The sequence below is a fragment of the Sphingomonas sp. UV9 genome, from assembly GCF_004101245.1.
Taxonomy (GTDB): Bacteria; Pseudomonadota; Alphaproteobacteria; order Sphingomonadales; family Sphingomonadaceae; genus Sphingomonas.
The window spans coordinates 756,665-774,058 of record NZ_SCIN01000003.1; the positions used below are offsets into that span (position 1 = coordinate 756,665).

The 17,394-nt window shown below is 65.7% G+C and carries 15 protein-coding genes; 3 read left to right on the forward strand and 12 right to left on the reverse strand.

Annotation, left to right across the window (positions count from 1 at the left end; genetic code table 11):
* Positions 1-201: 201 nt before the first annotated feature.
* From EQZ23_RS15765 to EQZ23_RS15780, 4 genes are all read right to left on the reverse strand, one after another.
* Positions 202-807, reverse strand: a complete 606-nt coding sequence (locus tag EQZ23_RS15765; protein WP_128455352.1) for a TIGR02466 family protein — start codon at positions 805-807, stop codon at positions 202-204.
* Positions 804-1,373 (reverse strand): aminoacyl-tRNA hydrolase, encoded by a 570-nt coding sequence (gene pth / locus EQZ23_RS15770; protein ID WP_128455353.1) that lies wholly within the window; start codon positions 1,371-1,373, stop codon positions 804-806. The genes EQZ23_RS15765 and pth overlap by 4 nt, the downstream gene beginning before the upstream one ends.
* Positions 1,374-1,601: 228 nt before the next feature.
* On the reverse strand, positions 1,602-2,300 hold the full coding sequence (locus EQZ23_RS15775) for a 50S ribosomal protein L25/general stress protein Ctc (protein ID WP_128455354.1): 699 nt from the start codon (positions 2,298-2,300) through the stop codon (positions 1,602-1,604).
* Between the two features lie 151 nt (positions 2,301-2,451).
* A complete protein-coding gene (locus tag EQZ23_RS15780; protein ID WP_128455630.1) occupies positions 2,452-3,318 on the reverse strand; it encodes a TraB/GumN family protein in 867 nt (288 codons plus the stop codon).
* Positions 3,319-3,519: 201 nt separating this feature from the next.
* Here EQZ23_RS15780 and EQZ23_RS15785 point away from each other — a divergent pair, with 201 nt between their 5' ends.
* From EQZ23_RS15785 to ppdK, 3 genes are all read left to right on the forward strand, one after another.
* On the forward strand, positions 3,520-4,359 hold the full coding sequence (locus EQZ23_RS15785) for a glycine--tRNA ligase subunit alpha (protein WP_128455631.1): 840 nt from the start codon (positions 3,520-3,522) through the stop codon (positions 4,357-4,359).
* Positions 4,360-4,542: 183 nt separating this feature from the next.
* Positions 4,543-6,822, forward strand: coding sequence for a glycine--tRNA ligase subunit beta (gene glyS, locus EQZ23_RS15795; protein ID WP_128455355.1), 2,280 nt, complete (start codon positions 4,543-4,545; stop codon positions 6,820-6,822).
* Between the two features lie 92 nt (positions 6,823-6,914).
* Positions 6,915-9,578 carry a pyruvate, phosphate dikinase gene (gene ppdK / locus EQZ23_RS15800; RefSeq protein ID WP_128455356.1) on the forward strand — a complete coding sequence of 888 codons (2,664 nt, stop codon included), beginning with the start codon at positions 6,915-6,917 and terminating at the stop codon, positions 9,576-9,578.
* A 231-nt stretch (positions 9,579-9,809) separates the two neighbouring features.
* Here the strand turns inward: ppdK and EQZ23_RS15805 are convergent, their stop codons facing one another.
* The 8 genes from EQZ23_RS15805 to EQZ23_RS15840 all read right to left on the reverse strand — a co-directional run bounded on the left by EQZ23_RS15805 (position 9,810) and on the right by EQZ23_RS15840 (position 17,387).
* Complete coding sequence (locus tag EQZ23_RS15805; RefSeq protein WP_240663612.1) at positions 9,810-10,076, reverse strand: hypothetical protein; 267 nt, start codon at positions 10,074-10,076, stop codon at positions 9,810-9,812.
* A gap of 194 nt (positions 10,077-10,270) precedes the next feature.
* Complete coding sequence (locus tag EQZ23_RS15810) at positions 10,271-11,263, reverse strand: type II secretion system F family protein (RefSeq protein ID WP_128455632.1); 993 nt, start codon at positions 11,261-11,263, stop codon at positions 10,271-10,273.
* A 9-nt stretch (positions 11,264-11,272) separates the two neighbouring features.
* Positions 11,273-12,244: a type II secretion system F family protein gene (locus EQZ23_RS15815; protein ID WP_128455357.1), complete on the reverse strand. Its 972-nt coding sequence runs from the start codon at positions 12,242-12,244 to the stop codon at positions 11,273-11,275.
* Positions 12,245-12,294: 50 nt separating this feature from the next.
* Positions 12,295-13,572, reverse strand: coding sequence for a pilus assembly protein CpaE (locus EQZ23_RS15820; protein ID WP_128455358.1), 1,278 nt, complete (start codon positions 13,570-13,572; stop codon positions 12,295-12,297).
* Positions 13,572-14,201, reverse strand: a complete 630-nt coding sequence (locus EQZ23_RS15825; protein ID WP_128455359.1) for a CpaD family pilus assembly protein — start codon at positions 14,199-14,201, stop codon at positions 13,572-13,574. The genes EQZ23_RS15820 and EQZ23_RS15825 overlap by 1 nt, the downstream gene beginning before the upstream one ends.
* 34 nt (positions 14,202-14,235) lie before the next feature.
* Entirely contained in the window at positions 14,236-15,819 is a 1,584-nt protein-coding gene (locus EQZ23_RS15830; protein WP_128455360.1) for a type II and III secretion system protein family protein, read from the reverse strand.
* Position 15,820: 1 nt separating this feature from the next.
* Complete coding sequence (cpaB, locus tag EQZ23_RS15835) at positions 15,821-16,864, reverse strand: Flp pilus assembly protein CpaB (RefSeq protein ID WP_128455361.1); 1,044 nt, start codon at positions 16,862-16,864, stop codon at positions 15,821-15,823.
* Between the two features lie 46 nt (positions 16,865-16,910).
* Positions 16,911-17,387: a prepilin peptidase gene (locus EQZ23_RS15840; RefSeq protein WP_128455362.1), complete on the reverse strand. Its 477-nt coding sequence runs from the start codon at positions 17,385-17,387 to the stop codon at positions 16,911-16,913.
* Positions 17,388-17,394 lie beyond the last annotated feature (7 nt).

A 17,394-nucleotide genomic window follows, 5' to 3' on the forward strand; every position in this document is an offset into this window, starting at 1 on the left:
AGGCCAGCCAGTCTGGGTTCCCGCCTCCGCGGGAATGACGCGTGGTAGGACTCGAACAATCCTCCCCCGCCAGGGGGAGGTGGCAGGCGCAGCCTGACGGAGGGGGAGGAAAGGGTAACCGCGGTTCCGTGTCCGCCCCCTCCGACGCCTACGGCGCCACCTCCCCCTGGCGGGGGAGGATTTCGGGACGGACGCCCCACCTCACCACCGATAATTAAAACTGATACTGATCCGCTCACCCTTCGCGGCATTCGGCACGACCTCGTGCCGCAGCCAGCTCTCCCAGAGAAACACGCTCCCCGGCTTCGGCTCCGCATAGACGAACGTCCGCAGATCCTCCGGCGCATCCTCCAGCCGCGTCGGCGCGGCCATCATCATCGGCAGCCGCGGATCCTCCAGCTTCAGCGCGCCCGCGCCTTCGGGAATCGTCACGTACATCGTCCCCGACACGACGCTGTGCGGATGGATATGCCCCGAATGCGCGCCGCCAGGCTTCAGGACGTTCACCCACAGGCTGTCGAGCTTTAGCTTGCGCCCGCCCAGATCGAACGCGCAATCCTTCGCGAACGCCGCGACATGCCTGTTGAGCAACCGCACCAGATCGCCGAACCGCGGATCGCGCAAAGGCAGGTCGTTGAGCGACGCGTAGGACGTGTACCCGCGATACCCATGCGCCTTCGACCAGGCGACCCCCGCACGGTCCGCCTTGGCCAGTTCGAGCGCGGCGTCCTCCAGCTCCTCGACCAGATCGGCGTCGCCGAGATCGGCCTCGTAGAAACGCGTGGCAAATAACGAACGGGTGGTCATGGCTGCATCCTCAACGCGACATCGTTCATGAAGCGGACGTCGTCGCCTTCCGCCAGCCACTTCGCCTCCGCCGCCACCGCACCGAGCATGTCGCTGAGCGGCTCGATCTCGGCCTTCGCATAATTGCCGAGCACGTATCCGGTGACGCGATCCTTGTGCCCCGGATGCCCGATCCCGAGCCGCACGCGGCGGAAATCGGGGCCCAGATGCTGGTCGGTCGAGCGCAGCCCGTTATGCCCCGCGGTCCCGCCGCCGATCTTCACCTTCACGCGGAACGGCGCGATGTCGAGCTCGTCGTGGAACACCGTCAGCGCCTCGACGCCGAGCTTGTAGAAGCGCAGCGCCTCGCCGATCGACCGGCCGCTGTCGTTCATGAAGGTCGCGGGCTTCAGCAGCAGGATCTTCGTCGAACCGATCCGGCCCTCCTGCGTCCAGCCCTGGAACTGCTTCTTGACCGCGCCGAAGCCGTGCACCTCGGCGATCGCGTCGGCGACCATGAACCCGACATTGTGCCGGTGCATCGCATATTGCGCCCCCGGATTGCCGAGTCCCGCCCAGATCTGCACGTTCTATTCTCCAAGATGAAACGGGTAGCCCGCCCCATACACGGTTCTCCCGCGAAAGCGGGAGCCCAGGGTAACGGGCGCTGGCGCTGCTTGGTCCTGGGCCCCCGCCTTCGCGGGGGAACAAGGGGGCAGGGCACGCCTGTAAAACGAAACGGGCGGGAAAGCCCTAGCTTTCCCGCCCGTCCGATCACGTCAAAACCATCATCCGAAGACGAAGGGACTAATCCCTTAGTCCTTCTTCTGCGGCGTGATCTTGTCGTCGTCGTTGTGATCGTCGTTGGGCTCGACGACCGGCTCTTCATCCGAAGCAGCCTCGGCAGCCTGCGCCTCGGCGACCTCAGCCTCGAGCTCCTCGTCCTCGACGGTCGGGACGGTCGGCGGCACGATCGTGGCGATCGCGAAGTCGCGGTCGTCGATCGCGGGCACGGCGCCCTTGGGCAGCTTCACGTCGCTGATGTGGATCGAATCACCGATCTCCATGCCGGCGAGCGAAATCGTGATCTCGCTCGGGATGTCCGATGCGTCGACGACCAGCTCGACCTCGTGGCGCGTGATGTTGAGGACGCCCTTGCCCTTCTTGATGCCCGGCGCGTCGTCTTCGTCCGTGAACACGACCGGCACGGCAACCGTCACCGTCGAGTGCGCACCGATGCGCAGGAAGTCGACATGGATCGGGCGATCGCTGACCGGGTGGAACGAGACGTCCTTCGGCAGCGTGCGGATGCCGTTGACCATTACGACCGAATTCATGAAGTGGCCGGTCATCAGCGCCTTCATCAGCGCCTTTTCCTCGAGGTGAACCGACATCGGCTCCTTGTTCAGGCCGTAGATCACGGCAGGCACGCGGCCATCACGACGCAGCGCCCGGGAGGCTCCCTTGCCAACCCGGTCACGCGTCTCGGCTGCGAGCGTCAACTGGTCGCTCATCTGTATTCTCCGAAACTCGTTTGTTGTCCTTCCCGCCCACGCCTCCAGGGATGACCATGGACCGGAAGCGCGGGCGCATAGCGGAAGATGGGGTGAATTGCAATCACCCGAGCAGGCCCACCCCCCCCCCTCCATCATCCTGACGAGGGCCTCAATACTGAACCCGCTCCGCCTTCACGCCCAGCTTCGCCAACTGCGCCTGCACGCTGTCCTTGCCCGCCAGATGCCCCGCACCCACCGCAACGAACACCGTCCCCGGTGTCCCAAGTCGAGTCTTCACCCACTCCGCCCACCGCGCGTTACGATCGACCAGCAACACCTTCGCCACCTCGGGCGAGTCCTTCAAACTGTCGTTCATCTCGCGCGCCAGCGCCTCGGGATCGCCCTTCGCCCATTCGTCGACCATCGTCGCCATCGTCGTCTCGAGCTTGGGCAGCTCGTCGATCGTGCTCCCGAGGAACTGGATCTGCGCCGTCTGCGACAGGCTCCCGAAATACCCCAGCTGCTGCTCCGCCGTCTCCAAGCCGATCACCGGCTTCCCCGCAGCCTTCGCCGCCGCGGTAATCACCTGCTCCGGCCCGTTCGCGGAGTCGTACCCCAGCTTGGACAAGGGCGCGATCGACAGGTTGGTGGCCGCGAGCCACGGCTTGAACCGATCGAACGCATTCGCCGGCAGGCCCAGGTCGGTCACCGCCTTGGCATAGGCCGCGCGCTTGTCGGCGGGCAGCTGTTCGGTCAGCGTCGGCCCGTCCTTCGCCACGCCGGTCGCCATCACGAGGCTCTGCATCTTGGCGGGATCGGGCATCACCAGCTCGAGCACCACCTGTTGCGACCGATCGAACGCGGTCTTCACCGCCTCGTCGAACCACGTCATGCCGGGCTTCAGGACATGGATCGTCCCGAACAGGTAGATCGTCGTGTCCTTGTCCTTCACCACCCAAAGTGCCGGATCGGCATCGTTGGCGGCCTGCACGGGCTTTGGCGCGACCTGCGCGCAGGCGGGCAGGGCGAACGCCATCGCCATCGCGGACAGGGCCGATCGGAACGTGACGAGTCTGGAAAACAGCTTCAAGGCGACGGCATCCTCTGTATTGGTTCGGCCCCATGTAGGGGCGTCCGCGCAAACGCACCACTTGCCTCGTCTGCCCCCATCCGCCAAAGCCCGCGCGTGACCCAGCCCCCGATACAGCCCGTGAAAAAGCCTCTCAGCTTCCAGCGCATGATCCTCACGCTCCATGACTATTGGAGCGAGCACGGGTGTCTGATCCTGCAGCCCTACGACATGGAAATGGGCGCGGGCACCTTCCACACCGCCACGACGCTGCGCGCGCTCGGGCCGAAACCGTGGAACGCCGCGTTCGTGCAGCCCTGCCGCCGCCCGACCGATGGCCGCTATGGCGAGAACCCGAACCGGCTCCAGCATTATTACCAGTATCAGGTGATCCTGAAGCCATCGCCCGCCAACCTCCAGGAGCTCTATCTGGGGTCGCTCGCGGCGATCGGCATCGACATGCTGAAGCACGACATCCGCTTCGTCGAGGACGATTGGGAGAGCCCGACGCTCGGCGCGTGGGGGCTCGGCTGGGAGGTCTGGTGCGACGGCATGGAGGTGACGCAGTTCACCTATTTCCAGCAGATGGGCGGCTTCGACATGAAGCCCGTCGCGGGCGAGCTGACCTACGGGCTCGAGCGGCTGGCGATGTATATCCAGGACAAGGACAGCGTCTACGACCTCGCGTTCAACGACTCCGGGGTCACCTACGGCGAGGTGTTCCTGGAGAACGAGCAGGAGATGTCGAAGTGGAACTTCGAGGTCGCCGACACGGACTCGCTGTTCGACCAGTTCCGCAAGCACGTCGCCGAATGCGAGAACAGCCTGAACCACAAGCTGCCGATCCCCGCCTATGAGCAGGCGATCAAGGCCAGCCACGTCTTCAACCTGTTGCAGGCGCGCGGGGTGATCTCGGTCGCCGAACGCCAAGCCTATATGGGCCGAGTCCGCGACCTCGCCAAAGGCGCCTGCGCCGCCTGGATGGACAAGCACGGATGGGCCGCATGACGCGCCCCAGCGCCATTCCTCCCCGGAACGGCCCCTCCACCGCCATTCCTCCCCGGAACGGGGAGGGGGACCATGCGCAGCATGGTGGAGGGGGCGTGCCGCACACGCTCCGTTCGCGGCCCGCCCCCTCCACCGTCCTTCGGACGGTCCCCCTCCCCGTGCCGGGGCGGATTTGAGTATCCCATGACCGACTTTCTCCTAGAACTCCGCTCCGAAGAAATCCCTGCCCGCATGCAGGCGAAGGCGCGCGAAGATCTCGCCAAGCTGTTCACCGCGGAACTCGCCAAGGCCGGGATCGCCACCAGCGCGCTCGTCACCTATGCGACGCCGCGCCGCCTGACGCTGATCGCGCGCGACCTGCCGCTCGAGACCGCCGCGGTCTCCGAAGAGGTGAAGGGCCCCAAGACGTCCGCCCCCCCGCAGGCGCTCGAAGGCTTCTTGCGCAAGACCGGCCTCACGCGTGAGCAGCTGGTCGATCGCGGCGGCACGCTGTTCGCGGTCACCGAAAAGCCCGGCCGCGCCACCGCCGCCGTGCTCGCAGAGGCGATCCCCGCAATCGTCCGCGCGTTCCCGTGGCCCAAGTCGATGCGCTGGGGCGACGCCTCCGCCAGCACCGAATCGCTGCGCTGGGTCCGCCCGCTGCAAGGCATCGTCGCGCTGCTCGGCGAAGAGATCGTGCCGTTCGAGATCGCGGGCATCGAGAGCGGCGCCGCCACGCTCGGCCACCGCTTCCACCACCCGTACCAGATCACGATCGGCGGCGCGCACGACTATGTCGAGAAGCTGCGCGCTTGCCACGTCATCGTCGACCAGGACGAGCGCGCGACGCTGATCCGCGATCACGCACGCGAGGCCGCGCTGCAGGCCGGGCTCGAACTGATCGAGGACGAGGGCCTCGTCGCCGAGAATGCCGGGCTCACCGAATGGCCGATTCCGCTGCTCGGCCAGTTCGACCCCGCGTTTCTCGACGTGCCGCCCGAGGTGATCCAGCTCACCGCGCGCGTGAACCAGAAATATTTCGTCTGCCGCAGCGCCGACGGGACGCTCGCCAACGCGTTCGTCTGTACCGCTAACATCGCCGCGCACGACGGCGGCGCGAAGATCGTCGAGGGCAACCGCAAGGTCCTCGCCGCACGTCTGTCGGATGCGAAATTCTTCTACGACACCGACCTGAAGGTGCCGCTCGAAGAGCAGGCCGCCAAGCTCGAAAAGATCGTCTTCCACGAAAAGCTCGGCACGCTGGCCGACAAGGTCGACCGCGTCGCGAAACTCGCGCGCTGGCTGGTCGAAGAGGGAATAATCCTCCCCGGAACGGGGAGGGGGACCAGCGAAGCTGGTGGAGGGGGGGCGCCACGAAGCGCAGCGCCCGTGGAGAACCCCCTCCACCCTCAGCCTATGGCTGACGGTCCCCCTCCCCTTGCAGGGGAGGAATTGGCGGCCCTCGCAGAGCGCGCCGCACGTCTCGCCAAGGCGGATCTCGTCACCGGCATGGTCGGCGAGTTCCCCGAATTGCAGGGCCTGATGGGCGGCTACTACGCCGCAGCCCAAGGCGAGCACCCCGCCGTCGCCGCCGCGATCCGCGACCATTACAAACCGGTCGGGCAGGGCGATGATGTTCCTACCGACCCGGTGACGGTGGCGGTGAGTTTGGCGGACAAGCTGGATACGTTGGCGTCATTCTTCGGCAGCGACCAGGCACCGACGGGGTCAAAGGATCCGTTTGCCTTGCGACGGGCAGCTTTGGGGGCGATCTTAATTATCGTTCATAACGATCTATCGCTATCCTTGGCCAAGACCGTGACTGCCGCCATGACCGGCGCGTGGTGGGGCAAAGATACGTCGCGACACATCCAATTATTGAACTTCCTCGCCGACCGCCTCAAAGTCCAGCAACGCGAAGCCGGCGTCCGTCACGACCTGATCGACGCGGTGTTCGCGCTCGGTGGCGAGGACGATCTCGTCCGCCTGCTCGCGCGCGTCCACGCGCTCCAGGCGTTCGTGACCACCGAGGACGGCAAGAACCTGCTCGCCGGCTACAAGCGCGCCGCCAATATCCTCAAGAAGGAAGCCCCTTCTGCTCCCTCTCCCCTCCGGGGAGAGGGTAGGGGTGAGGGGCTGCCAAGCAGTGCATCGCCCGGAACGGCCCCTCACCCCGACCCTCTCCCCAGAGGGGAGAGGGAGCAGGAGCAGGTTTCGCTGTCCTACACGCCCGAACCGGCAGAGGCTGCGCTGATGACCGCGCTCGACTCCGCCGAACCCCGCGCAACCGCCGCGATCGGGCACGAGGATTTCGCCGCGGCGATGGCGGCGCTCGCGTCGCTGCGCGCGCCGATCGACGCGTTCTTTGATAGCGTTATCGTCAACGATGCCGATCCCGCCAAGCGCTCCGCCCGTCTCGCGCTACTTGAGCGTGTTCGCGCCGCAGTGCACAACGTCGCGGATTTCTCGAGAATTGAGGGCTGAGTGAACGCACCGCCGGGACCCGTCCCAGCGTCTGCACTTTCTATACTTCACTTTTGCCCTGACCGTAAAAACAAGCACTTAGAGGACCTGCGATGACCCAATATGTGTACCGCTTCGGCGGCGGTGTTTCGGATGGCGGCAAGGGCGACAAGAACCTGCTCGGCGGCAAGGGCGCCAACCTCGCCGAGATGGCGTCGATCGGCCTGCCGGTCCCACCGGGCTTCACGATCTCGACCGATTTCTGCGCGGTCTATTACGACGAGGGCGGCCAGTTCCCGCAAGGCCTGCGCGACGAGGTCGCCACCGGCCTTGCGCATATCGAAGGCGTCACGGGTAAAAAGTTCGGCGATGCCGCCGATCCGCTGCTCGTCTCTGTCCGGAGCGGCGCCCGCGCGTCGATGCCGGGGATGATGGACACCGTCCTCAATCTCGGCCTCAACGACCAGACGGTCGAGGGCCTCGCCACCACCTCGGGCGACGCGCGCTTCGCGTGGGACAGCTATCGCCGCTTCATCCAGATGTACGCCGATGTCGTCCTCGAGCTCGATCACGGCGCGTTCGAGGAAGCGCTCGAGATCGCCAAGGAAGATCAGGGCTTCACGCTCGACACCGAGCTGAGCGCCGACGATCTGCGCGCGCTGGTCGCCGAATATAAGGGCCTCGTCGAGAAGCTCTGGAGCAAGCCCTTCCCGCAGGACGTCCACGATCAGCTCTGGGGCGCGGTCGGCGCCGTCTTCGGCTCGTGGCAGTCCGAGCGGGCGAAAGTCTATCGCCGTCTCAACGACATTCCCGGCGGCTGGGGCACCGCGGTCAACATCCAGGCGATGGTGTTCGGCAACATGGGCGACACCTCGGCGACCGGCGTCGCGTTCACGCGCGACCCGTCGAAGGGCGACCGCGCCTATTACGGCGAATTCCTGATCAATGCTCAAGGGGAAGACGTCGTCGCCGGCATCCGCACCCCGCAATACCTCACCAAGACCGCGCGCGAAGACGCCGGCGCCAAGCCCGCCTCGATGGAAGAGGCGATGCCCGAGGTGTACGGCCAGCTCGCCGACGTGTTCGACACGCTCGAAAACCATTACCGCGACATGCAGGACATCGAGTTTACGGTCGAGAAGACCAAGCTCTGGATGCTCCAGACGCGCGCCGGCAAGCGCACCGCCAAGGCCGCGCTCAAGATCGCGGTCGACATGGCGAATGAGGGCCTCATCACCCGCGAGGAGGCGATCCTGCGCGTCGAGCCGATGGCGCTCGACCAGCTGCTCCACCCGACGCTCGATCCCAAGGCGCACCGCGACGTGCTCACCAAGGGGCTTCCCGCCTCGCCGGGCGCCGCCTCGGGTGCGGTCGTGTTCGACGCCGATGCCGCCGAGAAGAAGGCCGCCGATGGCGTGGCCGTCATCCTCGTGCGCACCGAAACCTCGCCGGACGACATTCACGGCATGCACGCGGCCAAGGGCATTCTCACCGCACGCGGCGGTATGACCAGCCACGCCGCGGTCGTCGCGCGTGGCATGGGACGCCCCTGCGTCTCGGGCGCCGGCACGCTCTCCATCGACGCCAAGGCGAAGATCATGCGCTGCGGCGGTCGTGAGGTGAAGGAGGGCGACCTGCTCACCATCGACGGCACCACCGGCGAAGTGATGATCGGGGCGGTCGCGACCGTGCAGCCCGAGCTGTCGGGCGATTTCGCGACGTTGATGGTGTGGGCCGACGAGGTCCGCCGCCTGAAGGTCCGCGCGAACGCCGAGACTCCCGAGGATTGCCGCGTCGCGCGCGAGTTCGGCGCCGAGGGCGTCGGGCTGTGCCGTACCGAGCACATGTTCTTCGAGAGCAGCCGCATCACCAACGTCCGCCAGATGATCCTGGCGAGCGACGAGAAGGGCCGTCGCGCCGCGCTCGACAAGCTGCTCCCCGAACAGCGCAAGGATTTCACCGAGATCCTCGAGGTGATGGCCGGGCTGCCGGTGACGATCCGCCTGCTCGATCCGCCGCTCCACGAATTCCTTCCGCACGAGGAATCCGAGTTCGCCGAAGTCGCGACCGCGGCGGGCGTCGATGTCGACACCTTGAAGCGCCGCGCGGCGGAGTTGCACGAGTTCAACCCGATGCTCGGCCATCGCGGCTGCCGTCTCGGCGTGACCTACCCCGAGATCTACGAGATGCAGGCGAGAGCGATCTTCGAGGCGGCGGTCGACGTCGCGGAGAAGTCGGGCGCGGCGCCGATCCCCGAGGTCATGATCCCGCTGGTCGCGACCCGTCGCGAGCTGGAACTGATGAAGGCGGTCGTCGACAAGGCCGCGCAGGCCGTGTTCGCCGACAAGGGCCGGACGATCGAATATCTCGTCGGCACGATGATCGAACTCCCCCGCGCCGCGCTGCGGGCAGGGGAAATTGCTGAGGTCGGCGAGTTCTTCTCGTTCGGCACCAACGACCTGACGCAGACGACGCTCGGCGTCAGCCGCGACGACGCCTCGCGGTTCCTGGGCGCCTATGTCGAGCAGGGCATCTATGCGAAGGACCCGTTCGTCAGCATCGACGTCGAAGGCGTCGGCGAACTGATCGAGATCGCCGCGGAGCGTGGTCGCAAGACCCGCCCCGGCATCAAGCTCGGCATCTGCGGCGAGCATGGCGGCGATCCGGCAAGCATCGCATTCTGCGAGAAGGTCGGCCTGGATTACGTGTCGGCCAGCCCCTACCGCGTGCCGATCGCCCGCCTGGCGGCGGCGCAGGCGGCGCTAACGAAGAAGTAACGCCGGTCCGAAAACACAACACCACCCCGGCGAAGGCCGGGGCCCAATTGGAACGTCCTGGGTGACTGAGGATCCTCCCAAGTTACGCAGCGACCCCAATTGGGCCCCGGCCTACGCCGGGGTGGAAAAAGAAGAAGACTGTTTTCCCGCCAAGGCGGGGACCCAGCCTTGGGCTCCCGCCTTCGCGGGAGAACAAGGGGGCGGTGGCGACGTGCGCTCCGCTCCCAAACCTTACCGACGCTGGTCGAAATCGAACCAACCGCGCTTGGTGCCATCGGCATCATACGCCGGCCGAGCATAAGCCGACCGCGCCGACGACAGCGCCTCCGGGCGCGCCGTATCCACAACCGGACGCCGCTCGATAACGGGGCTGGCCACTGGCGCCGGCGCCGCAACCCGCGCCGCCTCAACCTCCTTCACCAACCGGGCATTCTCATGCTCGGCCTCGACCGCCCGCTTCTCAGCGGCCGCCGCCCGGACATCGGCATCCTTCTTCACCGAAGCATGCGCATCCCGTTCGGCCAGATAGCGCGCCTTCCACTTCTTGCCCCCGGATGGCTCGCCAATCCGAACAGCCAGCCGGCGACGAAGATCAGCGCAAGCGCCGCGAACTGGGTAGGTGTGGAAAACAACGGCATCGTAAAAACCCTCCTGTTACGGAAGCCCAACGATCATCGCGCCTCGCGGTTGCTTCAGGTCTTTATGAGCGCATCGGAGATCGAACACGCCGCCGGCCCGAGGATGACCACGAACAGGACGGGGAGAATAAACAGGATCAGAGGGATCGTCATGATCGCCGGCAACCGCGCCGCCTTTTCCTCCGCCCGCATCATCCGCTCGTTGCGGAACTCGCCCGACAGCACGCGCAAGGCGGACGCGAGCGGCGTGCCGTATTTCTCCGTCTGGATCATCGTCGTGACGACCCCCTTCACCGCATCCAGCTTTACCCGCTGCGCCAGATTCTCGAACGCCGAACGCCGGTCGGTCAGGAACCCCAGCTCGATCGCGGTCAGCGTGAACTCCTCGCCCAGTTCGGGATAGGCCCGGCTCAACTCCCGCGCGACCCGGTGGAACGCGGCATCAACGGTGAGCCCTGCTTCCGCGCAGATCACGAGCAGATCGAGCGCATCGGGCAGCCCCTTGCGGATCGCATCCGAGCGCTTCTTGATCTTGTTGTCGAGATACAGGTCCGGTGCCTTGTAGCTCAGGATGAAGGTCATCGCGACGAGCCCGTATTTCTTCAGCGGCCCCCAGGTCGCGAACCCATCGGTCCCATATACCCAGTAGAGCATCACCCCGCCGAGCACGATCGGCAGCACGAGGCGCCCGAAGATCACGGCCGGCGCCCATTCCTTGGATCGGATGCCGGCCTGCATCAGCTTCAGCTGGACCACCTTGACCTGGCTGTCCTGCAGCATCTTCATCGACGACAACATGCCGCGCATCTTGTCGGCGGTGTCGTTGCGCTGGACCAGCTTGGCGCGGCGCTTGGTCGAGGCGGTAATGCCCGCTTTCAGTTGCTCGCGGCGATCGTTGAGCGCTTTCACGCGCTTGGTCATCGGATCGCTGACCGTCGTCGCGGCATAGATCGCGACCATCACCGCGAACGCGGCGACACCCGACAGGATCGTCGCGACCCAGAGTACGTCGATTCCGAGCAGGGTCGGTCCGGCAGTCGTGCCCATCATGTGCCCCTAAATCTCGAAGCTGATCATCTTGGACATTATGAAGGCGCCGATCGCCATCCACACTATGCCGCCCATGCCGAGGACCATCAGTCGCTCGTCGATGAAGAAGTTCTGCATATACTTGCCGTTAATGACCCAGATCATCCCGAACACGATGAACGGCAGCGCGCCGATGATGTACGCCGATGCCTTCGATTCCGACGACATCGCCTTGATCTTGAGCTTCATCTGGCCGCGCAGCCGCAGCACGTTGGACAGGTTCGCCAAGGTCTCGGCGAGATTGCCACCGGTCTCACGCTGGATCGCGATGGTGATCACGAAGAATTGGAATTCGGGCGTGCCGAGCCGATCGGCAGTTTCCTGCAGCGCGGCATCCATCGTCCGGCCGATCTTCATCTTGTCGCTGACCGCGCGGAACTCCTCGCCGACCGGCCCGTCGACTTCCTGGCCGACGACGCCGATGGTCTCGCTGATCGGCAGTCCCGAACGCAGGCCGCGCACCAGCAGGTCGATCGCATCGGGAAACTTCGCCGTGAACTTGCCGACCCGTCGCGCGATCGTCTTGCCGACGATGAAATGCGGCAAGCCCACCCCGATGAACAGGCCGACGAACACGGCCAGCAGGATCGGCAAACCCTTGATCGCCATCAGCAGGGCAATGACCAGCGCAATGCCGGCGGTCGCCAGCCCATATTGCCCAACGGTCCAGGTCTTGCCGGTCATCGCCAGACGCTTGGCGAGTTGGACGGGATTGGGAAGAATGCGCGTAAACGCGACATCCATCTTCGTGTCGCGATTCGTCGCGATGCGCCGCATCTGCGCTTCGGCGACGACCAGCGCATCGCCGTGGCGCTCCCGCAGCGACGCGAGCCGGCGGGATTGCGCGCGGCTGGCCGACGGTCCCGCGAACGCGAACGCCACCATGCCCAGCACCACGACGGCACCGATCATCACCAACAGGAGCGGCAAGATCTCCATCGCGGCCTAACCCCTCCGGTGTGTAGATATGCGGATTGGACGCGCGATGTTCACTTCGTCTTCGCCGCGCGCTTGGGGATCAACCCCTTGAGGTCGCCGAATTTGCCCATCAACGACTTGCCCTTCGCCTTCGCGCCATCGGCCGAGGCATCGGGAACGACGGACGCGAGCGCGGTAACCAGCGTCAGGATCGGGGCGATCGTCTTGGAGGTCTTTCCCACCTCGACGATCGGCTTGCCGAGCTTGGCCGCCTGCGCCGCGAGCTTCTGGTCGAACGGCACCAGATAATCGATCTTGCGCTCGATCGAACCCTCGAAATCCTTGCGGTTGATCTCCAGCTGGCCGCCGGCGTGCACCCGGTTGGCCAGCACGAATAACTGGGTCTGCGGCGCGTTTGTCTTCATCCACGACAGGATGCGGATCGTGTCGCGCGCCGCGGCGAGCGTCAGCTCGGTAACGATAACCGCAAGCCGAACCTCGCTGATCAGATGCGGATGCTGAATCAGCATGGCACGCGGCAGATCGACGACGGTACATTCGAACGCCGACCGCATCTCCTCCTGCAACTGGTAGAAGGCGGAGCCGTCGGTGATCAGCGGCGTGTTGATCGGCGCCTCGGCACTGAGCACGGACAGTTTTTCCGATGCCTTGACCATGGCGCGTTCGATGAACAGCCCGTCGATCCGGCTGGGATTGTCGATCGCATCGGTCAGGCCGCGACCCGGTTCGAGATCGAGGCCGAGCGCGCCTGTTCCGAAATGCACGTCGAGATCGAGCAGGGCGGTGGCGCGGTCTTCCTTGTCCGCGAGCAGCCAGGCGACCGACGTCGCGATCGTCGATGCGCCGACGCCGCCACGCGTGCCGATGACGGCGATCGAACAATGCGGGCGATCGGGCGATACCTCGACATGCTTCGGCGCGTTCAGGATCGTCTGCGCATGACCGAAGGCTTCGCGCAGCATGTCCGGGTGCAGCGGCTTCAGCAGATAGTCCTGGATCCCGCTGGCGACGAGATCACGGTACAGGCGAACGTCGTTTACCTGCCCAGCGGCGATCACGACGGTACCGGGTTCGCACACTTCGGCGAGCGCGTTGATGTCGTTCAGCGGGTCGCCCGATTCGGCGAGATCGACGAACAGGATCTGCGGCGATGCCGACACCGACAGCGACTGGATCGCGTTGCGCAGGCCACCCTTGTGGATCTTCTCGACCGCCCAGCCGAGTTCGCTGGCGATCGGGCGCAACGCCTCGGCCGTGATCTCGTCGCAGACATAAGCGGTGAAGGGTTCGCGGTGCGCGATGCCGCCCGGCTTCCAGGGTGCGTTCATCACTTGCCTCCCGTGCTGACCGCGGTCAGGCCAGCGGCGCCGGTGGGTGCCTTTTTACGATAGGTATCGATCGCCTTGTACGACAGCGCCGCGTCGGTCGTCTCGGTACCCGGTGCCCCGCGCACGAGATCGGCGGGATTGGCGATCATCGCCGCCAGGTTGCGGTTGGTCGCGCAGCCATAATTGGACGAGGTGTTCGCTTCGAAATCATTCGTCGAATCGCGCGACCAGTCGGGACAGCCCGGCACGGCCGCGCGCATCCGGCTGACAACCACGCGGATCGATCCGGGCGTGACCGAAGCGGGCGTGACAGGCGCGTCGGGGCTCAACAACAGGCCGTACCGGGAAATGACCGCCGATACGTCGTCGCGAGCACGAAATCCTTCCGCGGCCGGATCGTCGATCGTCACCCGGTCGCCGTAACCGAGCCGCATCGTCTCGACCCAACCTGCCAGACGTTCCGTTTCGCCGGACGCGAGCGCGCCGCCCGCGACGCCCAGGTCCAGGGCATAGTCGGTACGGCTGACGACCGGTTGATGGACCGATTCGAGGCCGCGATTCTCCGTGCCCATGCAGCCGCCGAGCAGCAGCGCGGGGACGAGAGACGCTAGGATCGATTTGTTGATCATCGGATATCCTTGGTGCGTTGTGCTGGAGCGCGGCTCAATTCGAGAAACCGGGGGCGGGCACGACGCCCTTTTTCGACGTCTTGCCGGTCCTGGTATCGGGACGTGGCACGGCGTCTTCCTCGGTGCGACGACCGTCGCTGCGTGGCATCGGCAGGACCGGGGCAACCGCGCCGACCGATGGCTGGGCGTAGGTCGGCGGCGCGACCGTCGGCACCGGCCGCTTGCCGCCGCCGCTCGCGCTCAGCGTACCCAGCAAGACGCGGTCGAGATCGCCTGGTGCACGCGCACCATCGGTCGGCAGCGCGATGTCGCTCGCATTGTTGACCGGCTTTACCAGATACGGGGTGATGACGATGACCAGTTCGGTCTCGTTGCGCTGGAACGCATTGGAGCGGAACAGTGCGCCGATGATCGGCAGGTTCGAGAGCCCCGGGGTCTTGTCGTACGAATTATTGTGGCTGTTCGACAGCAGGCCACTGATCATCATGCTCTGGCCCGAACCCAGCTCGACGGTCGTCTCGGTCCGGCGGGTCGTGATGCCGGGAACGCGGGTTCCGCTGAGCGTCACGGCGTTCGAATAATCGAGTTGCGACACCTCCGGGCGAACCCGCAGCGAGATTCGCCCATCCGACAACACCGTGGGCGTGTAGGCGAGACTGACGCCGTATTGCTTATACTCGATCGAGATCGTGCCGAGCGCTTGCGCCAACGGGATTGGCACTTCGCCACCCGCCAGGAAGGTCCCCGTCTCGCCCGACAATGCCGTGAGGTTCGGATTGGCGAGCGTGGTCACCTGTCCGAGGGTTTCGCCCAGGTCGATCGCACCCAGAAGGTCGACGCCGAGGAGCTTGCCGGCGAGACCGAATGTCGACCCGATCGTCGCCTTGGCGACACCGGTGCTGCCTGCCGTCGGCGTCGCGCCGCCGACGAACATTCCGCCCTGCGGTGCAAATATCGTGGCGTCTCGTCCCTGGCCCAAGCCAAACTTGAAACCGCCCGTGCCATCGAAGGACTGCACGTTCACCCCGATGTTCTTGACGAAACTCCGGGTGACTTCGGCGATTCGCACTTGCAGGTTCACCTGCAACGGCGTCGCGGTCTTGAGGCGAGACAGGACCTTCGTCGAATCGCCGACGAACGCCTGCACCAGCCGCTCGGCCTCGGCGGCGTCCTCGGGCGCCAGAACCGTGCCCGTGAGCAGGATCAGGCCGTTCATCGGCGTCGCGACGACCTGCGCCTCGGGCATTGCCAGCCCGAGCATCTGCTGGACCGAATCGAGGTTGTTGCCGACCCGGACGGTCGCTGCATAAACCACCGCGCCGCCCTTTGTGGTCGCGGAGATCGTCGTCTCGCCGGTCTTCTTGCCGAACAGATATAATTGCGTCGGCGAGCGGACCTGGACGTCGGCGATCGTATCGTCCGCCACGAACAGGTCGGTCATCGGCCGCGCCAGCGTCACCAGCCGACCGCGGCCGGTGTTGACCTGCACGACGGGCGAGCCGCTCGTTACGGCCACGGTGGCTTGGCGTTGCGCGAGAGCGGGGGCGAACGGCGCGGCGCTGGCTGCGGCCAGAGCGACGGCCAGAGGCCAACCCGGCGGCGTCATCGAAATACGCATCTCAGTTCTTCCCCCCGACCGGAACGATCGTGATTGCGTTGCCGCGCGCCACCCGCACGTTCGGGCCCTGCACGGCGACCCCGGCAGTTCCGCCAGCGACTGGCGCCATCGGCATTGTCGACATCCCGCCCTGACCGCCGCCGCTTTCGCGCGGTTTTCCTGGGACCGAGCTCCGCTGATAGCGCGAGACGTCGGCACCCGTCTGATAGCTCGACGTTCCCCCCTGGGGTTGGCTCGCAAGCCGCATCATCATCGCCTTCTCGGCCTTCGGATCATTGCCGTCGGGCACCTTCAGGGCCCCGGAGGCGATCGCCTCTTCGAGTTCGGCGGAATTGTCGGCGATCGAGCGCAGCGACAGCGACAACGTGCCGAGGGTCTGCGCGACCGCGACCTGCTCCGCCATCTTCGGCGTCGCCTCGATCGTCACGTTCGAGAACGCCTGGACCTTGGTCTTGCCATCTTCGCCGACCAGATTGTCGGTGCGTTGGTCGGTGGCGAGCACGCGGACGTTGCGCATGATCGTCTCGGACACCTTGAGCGGTTCGCCGTCGCCGCCGCCCGGCACCGCCTGCGTCAGCACGAGATCGATCCGATCCCCGGGAAACACGAACCCCGCGACCGCCGCCTGCGCTGAGACGGGGACGGTGACCGCCCGCATGCCAGGCCCCAGCGCGGCGGCGAGGAAACCGCGATCGCCCGGCTTCACCAACGACCCTTGTGTCACCGGCTGCCCGGCGGTGATGATGCTGCGCACCACCGTACCCTGCAGCGACTGGAGGTTGGTCTTGTCCCGGAGGTAATAGGCGTTGTCGACCAGCTCCTTGGGCCAGGGCTGAAACTTCAGCGCCGTCGCATCGAGGATCGTGCCGACCGGCAGCGAGCGGGTCGCGACCAGCACTTCAGGCCCGTCGACGACCGGCGCGGCCATCACGACCGCACCGGCTTGCGGCGCCGAACTGCCGGCGATCAGCGTTCTCGCAAAGAATGCCGTGATGGCGGCGACGATCAGCGCGCCAACCAGCAATATGATCTTACGACTGTCCATGACTAGTTCGTGCCTTTCAGGCGTCGGTATTCTGCTTCGACGTTAATCATGACTGAAACTGATTAAGGAGAGGTTCGCGCAGTGCGAGCAGCCCGGCGAACGCTATCGCCACGCCGTAGGGGACTTCGATCTGGCCCGAGCTTTTCTTGATCCCGCGTTCGATCATCATGACGAGCGTGACCACGCCGCCGGCGATCGACATCACCATCAGCATCGACAGGAATGCAGGGAACGGCAGCCACAGCGCGAGCGCGACGATCAGCTTGACGTCGCCGCCGCCCATCATGCCGAAATGGAATGCGACGAGGAAGACCGCGAACACGGCAAGCGCCACGCCGATCTGGAGCGCCATGTCCGGCCAGACGTCCAACCCGTTGGCATACCACCAGACCGGCGCGAGCAGCGCGACCGTGGCCGTCTTCCAGTTGGCGATCTCGCGCGTGCGCGCGTCCTGAATGCCCGCGGAAACCAACAGGCCGCCGAGCACGAGAATCAAAATTGGAAGAGCAATGTTCCACCCCATCCGCTAA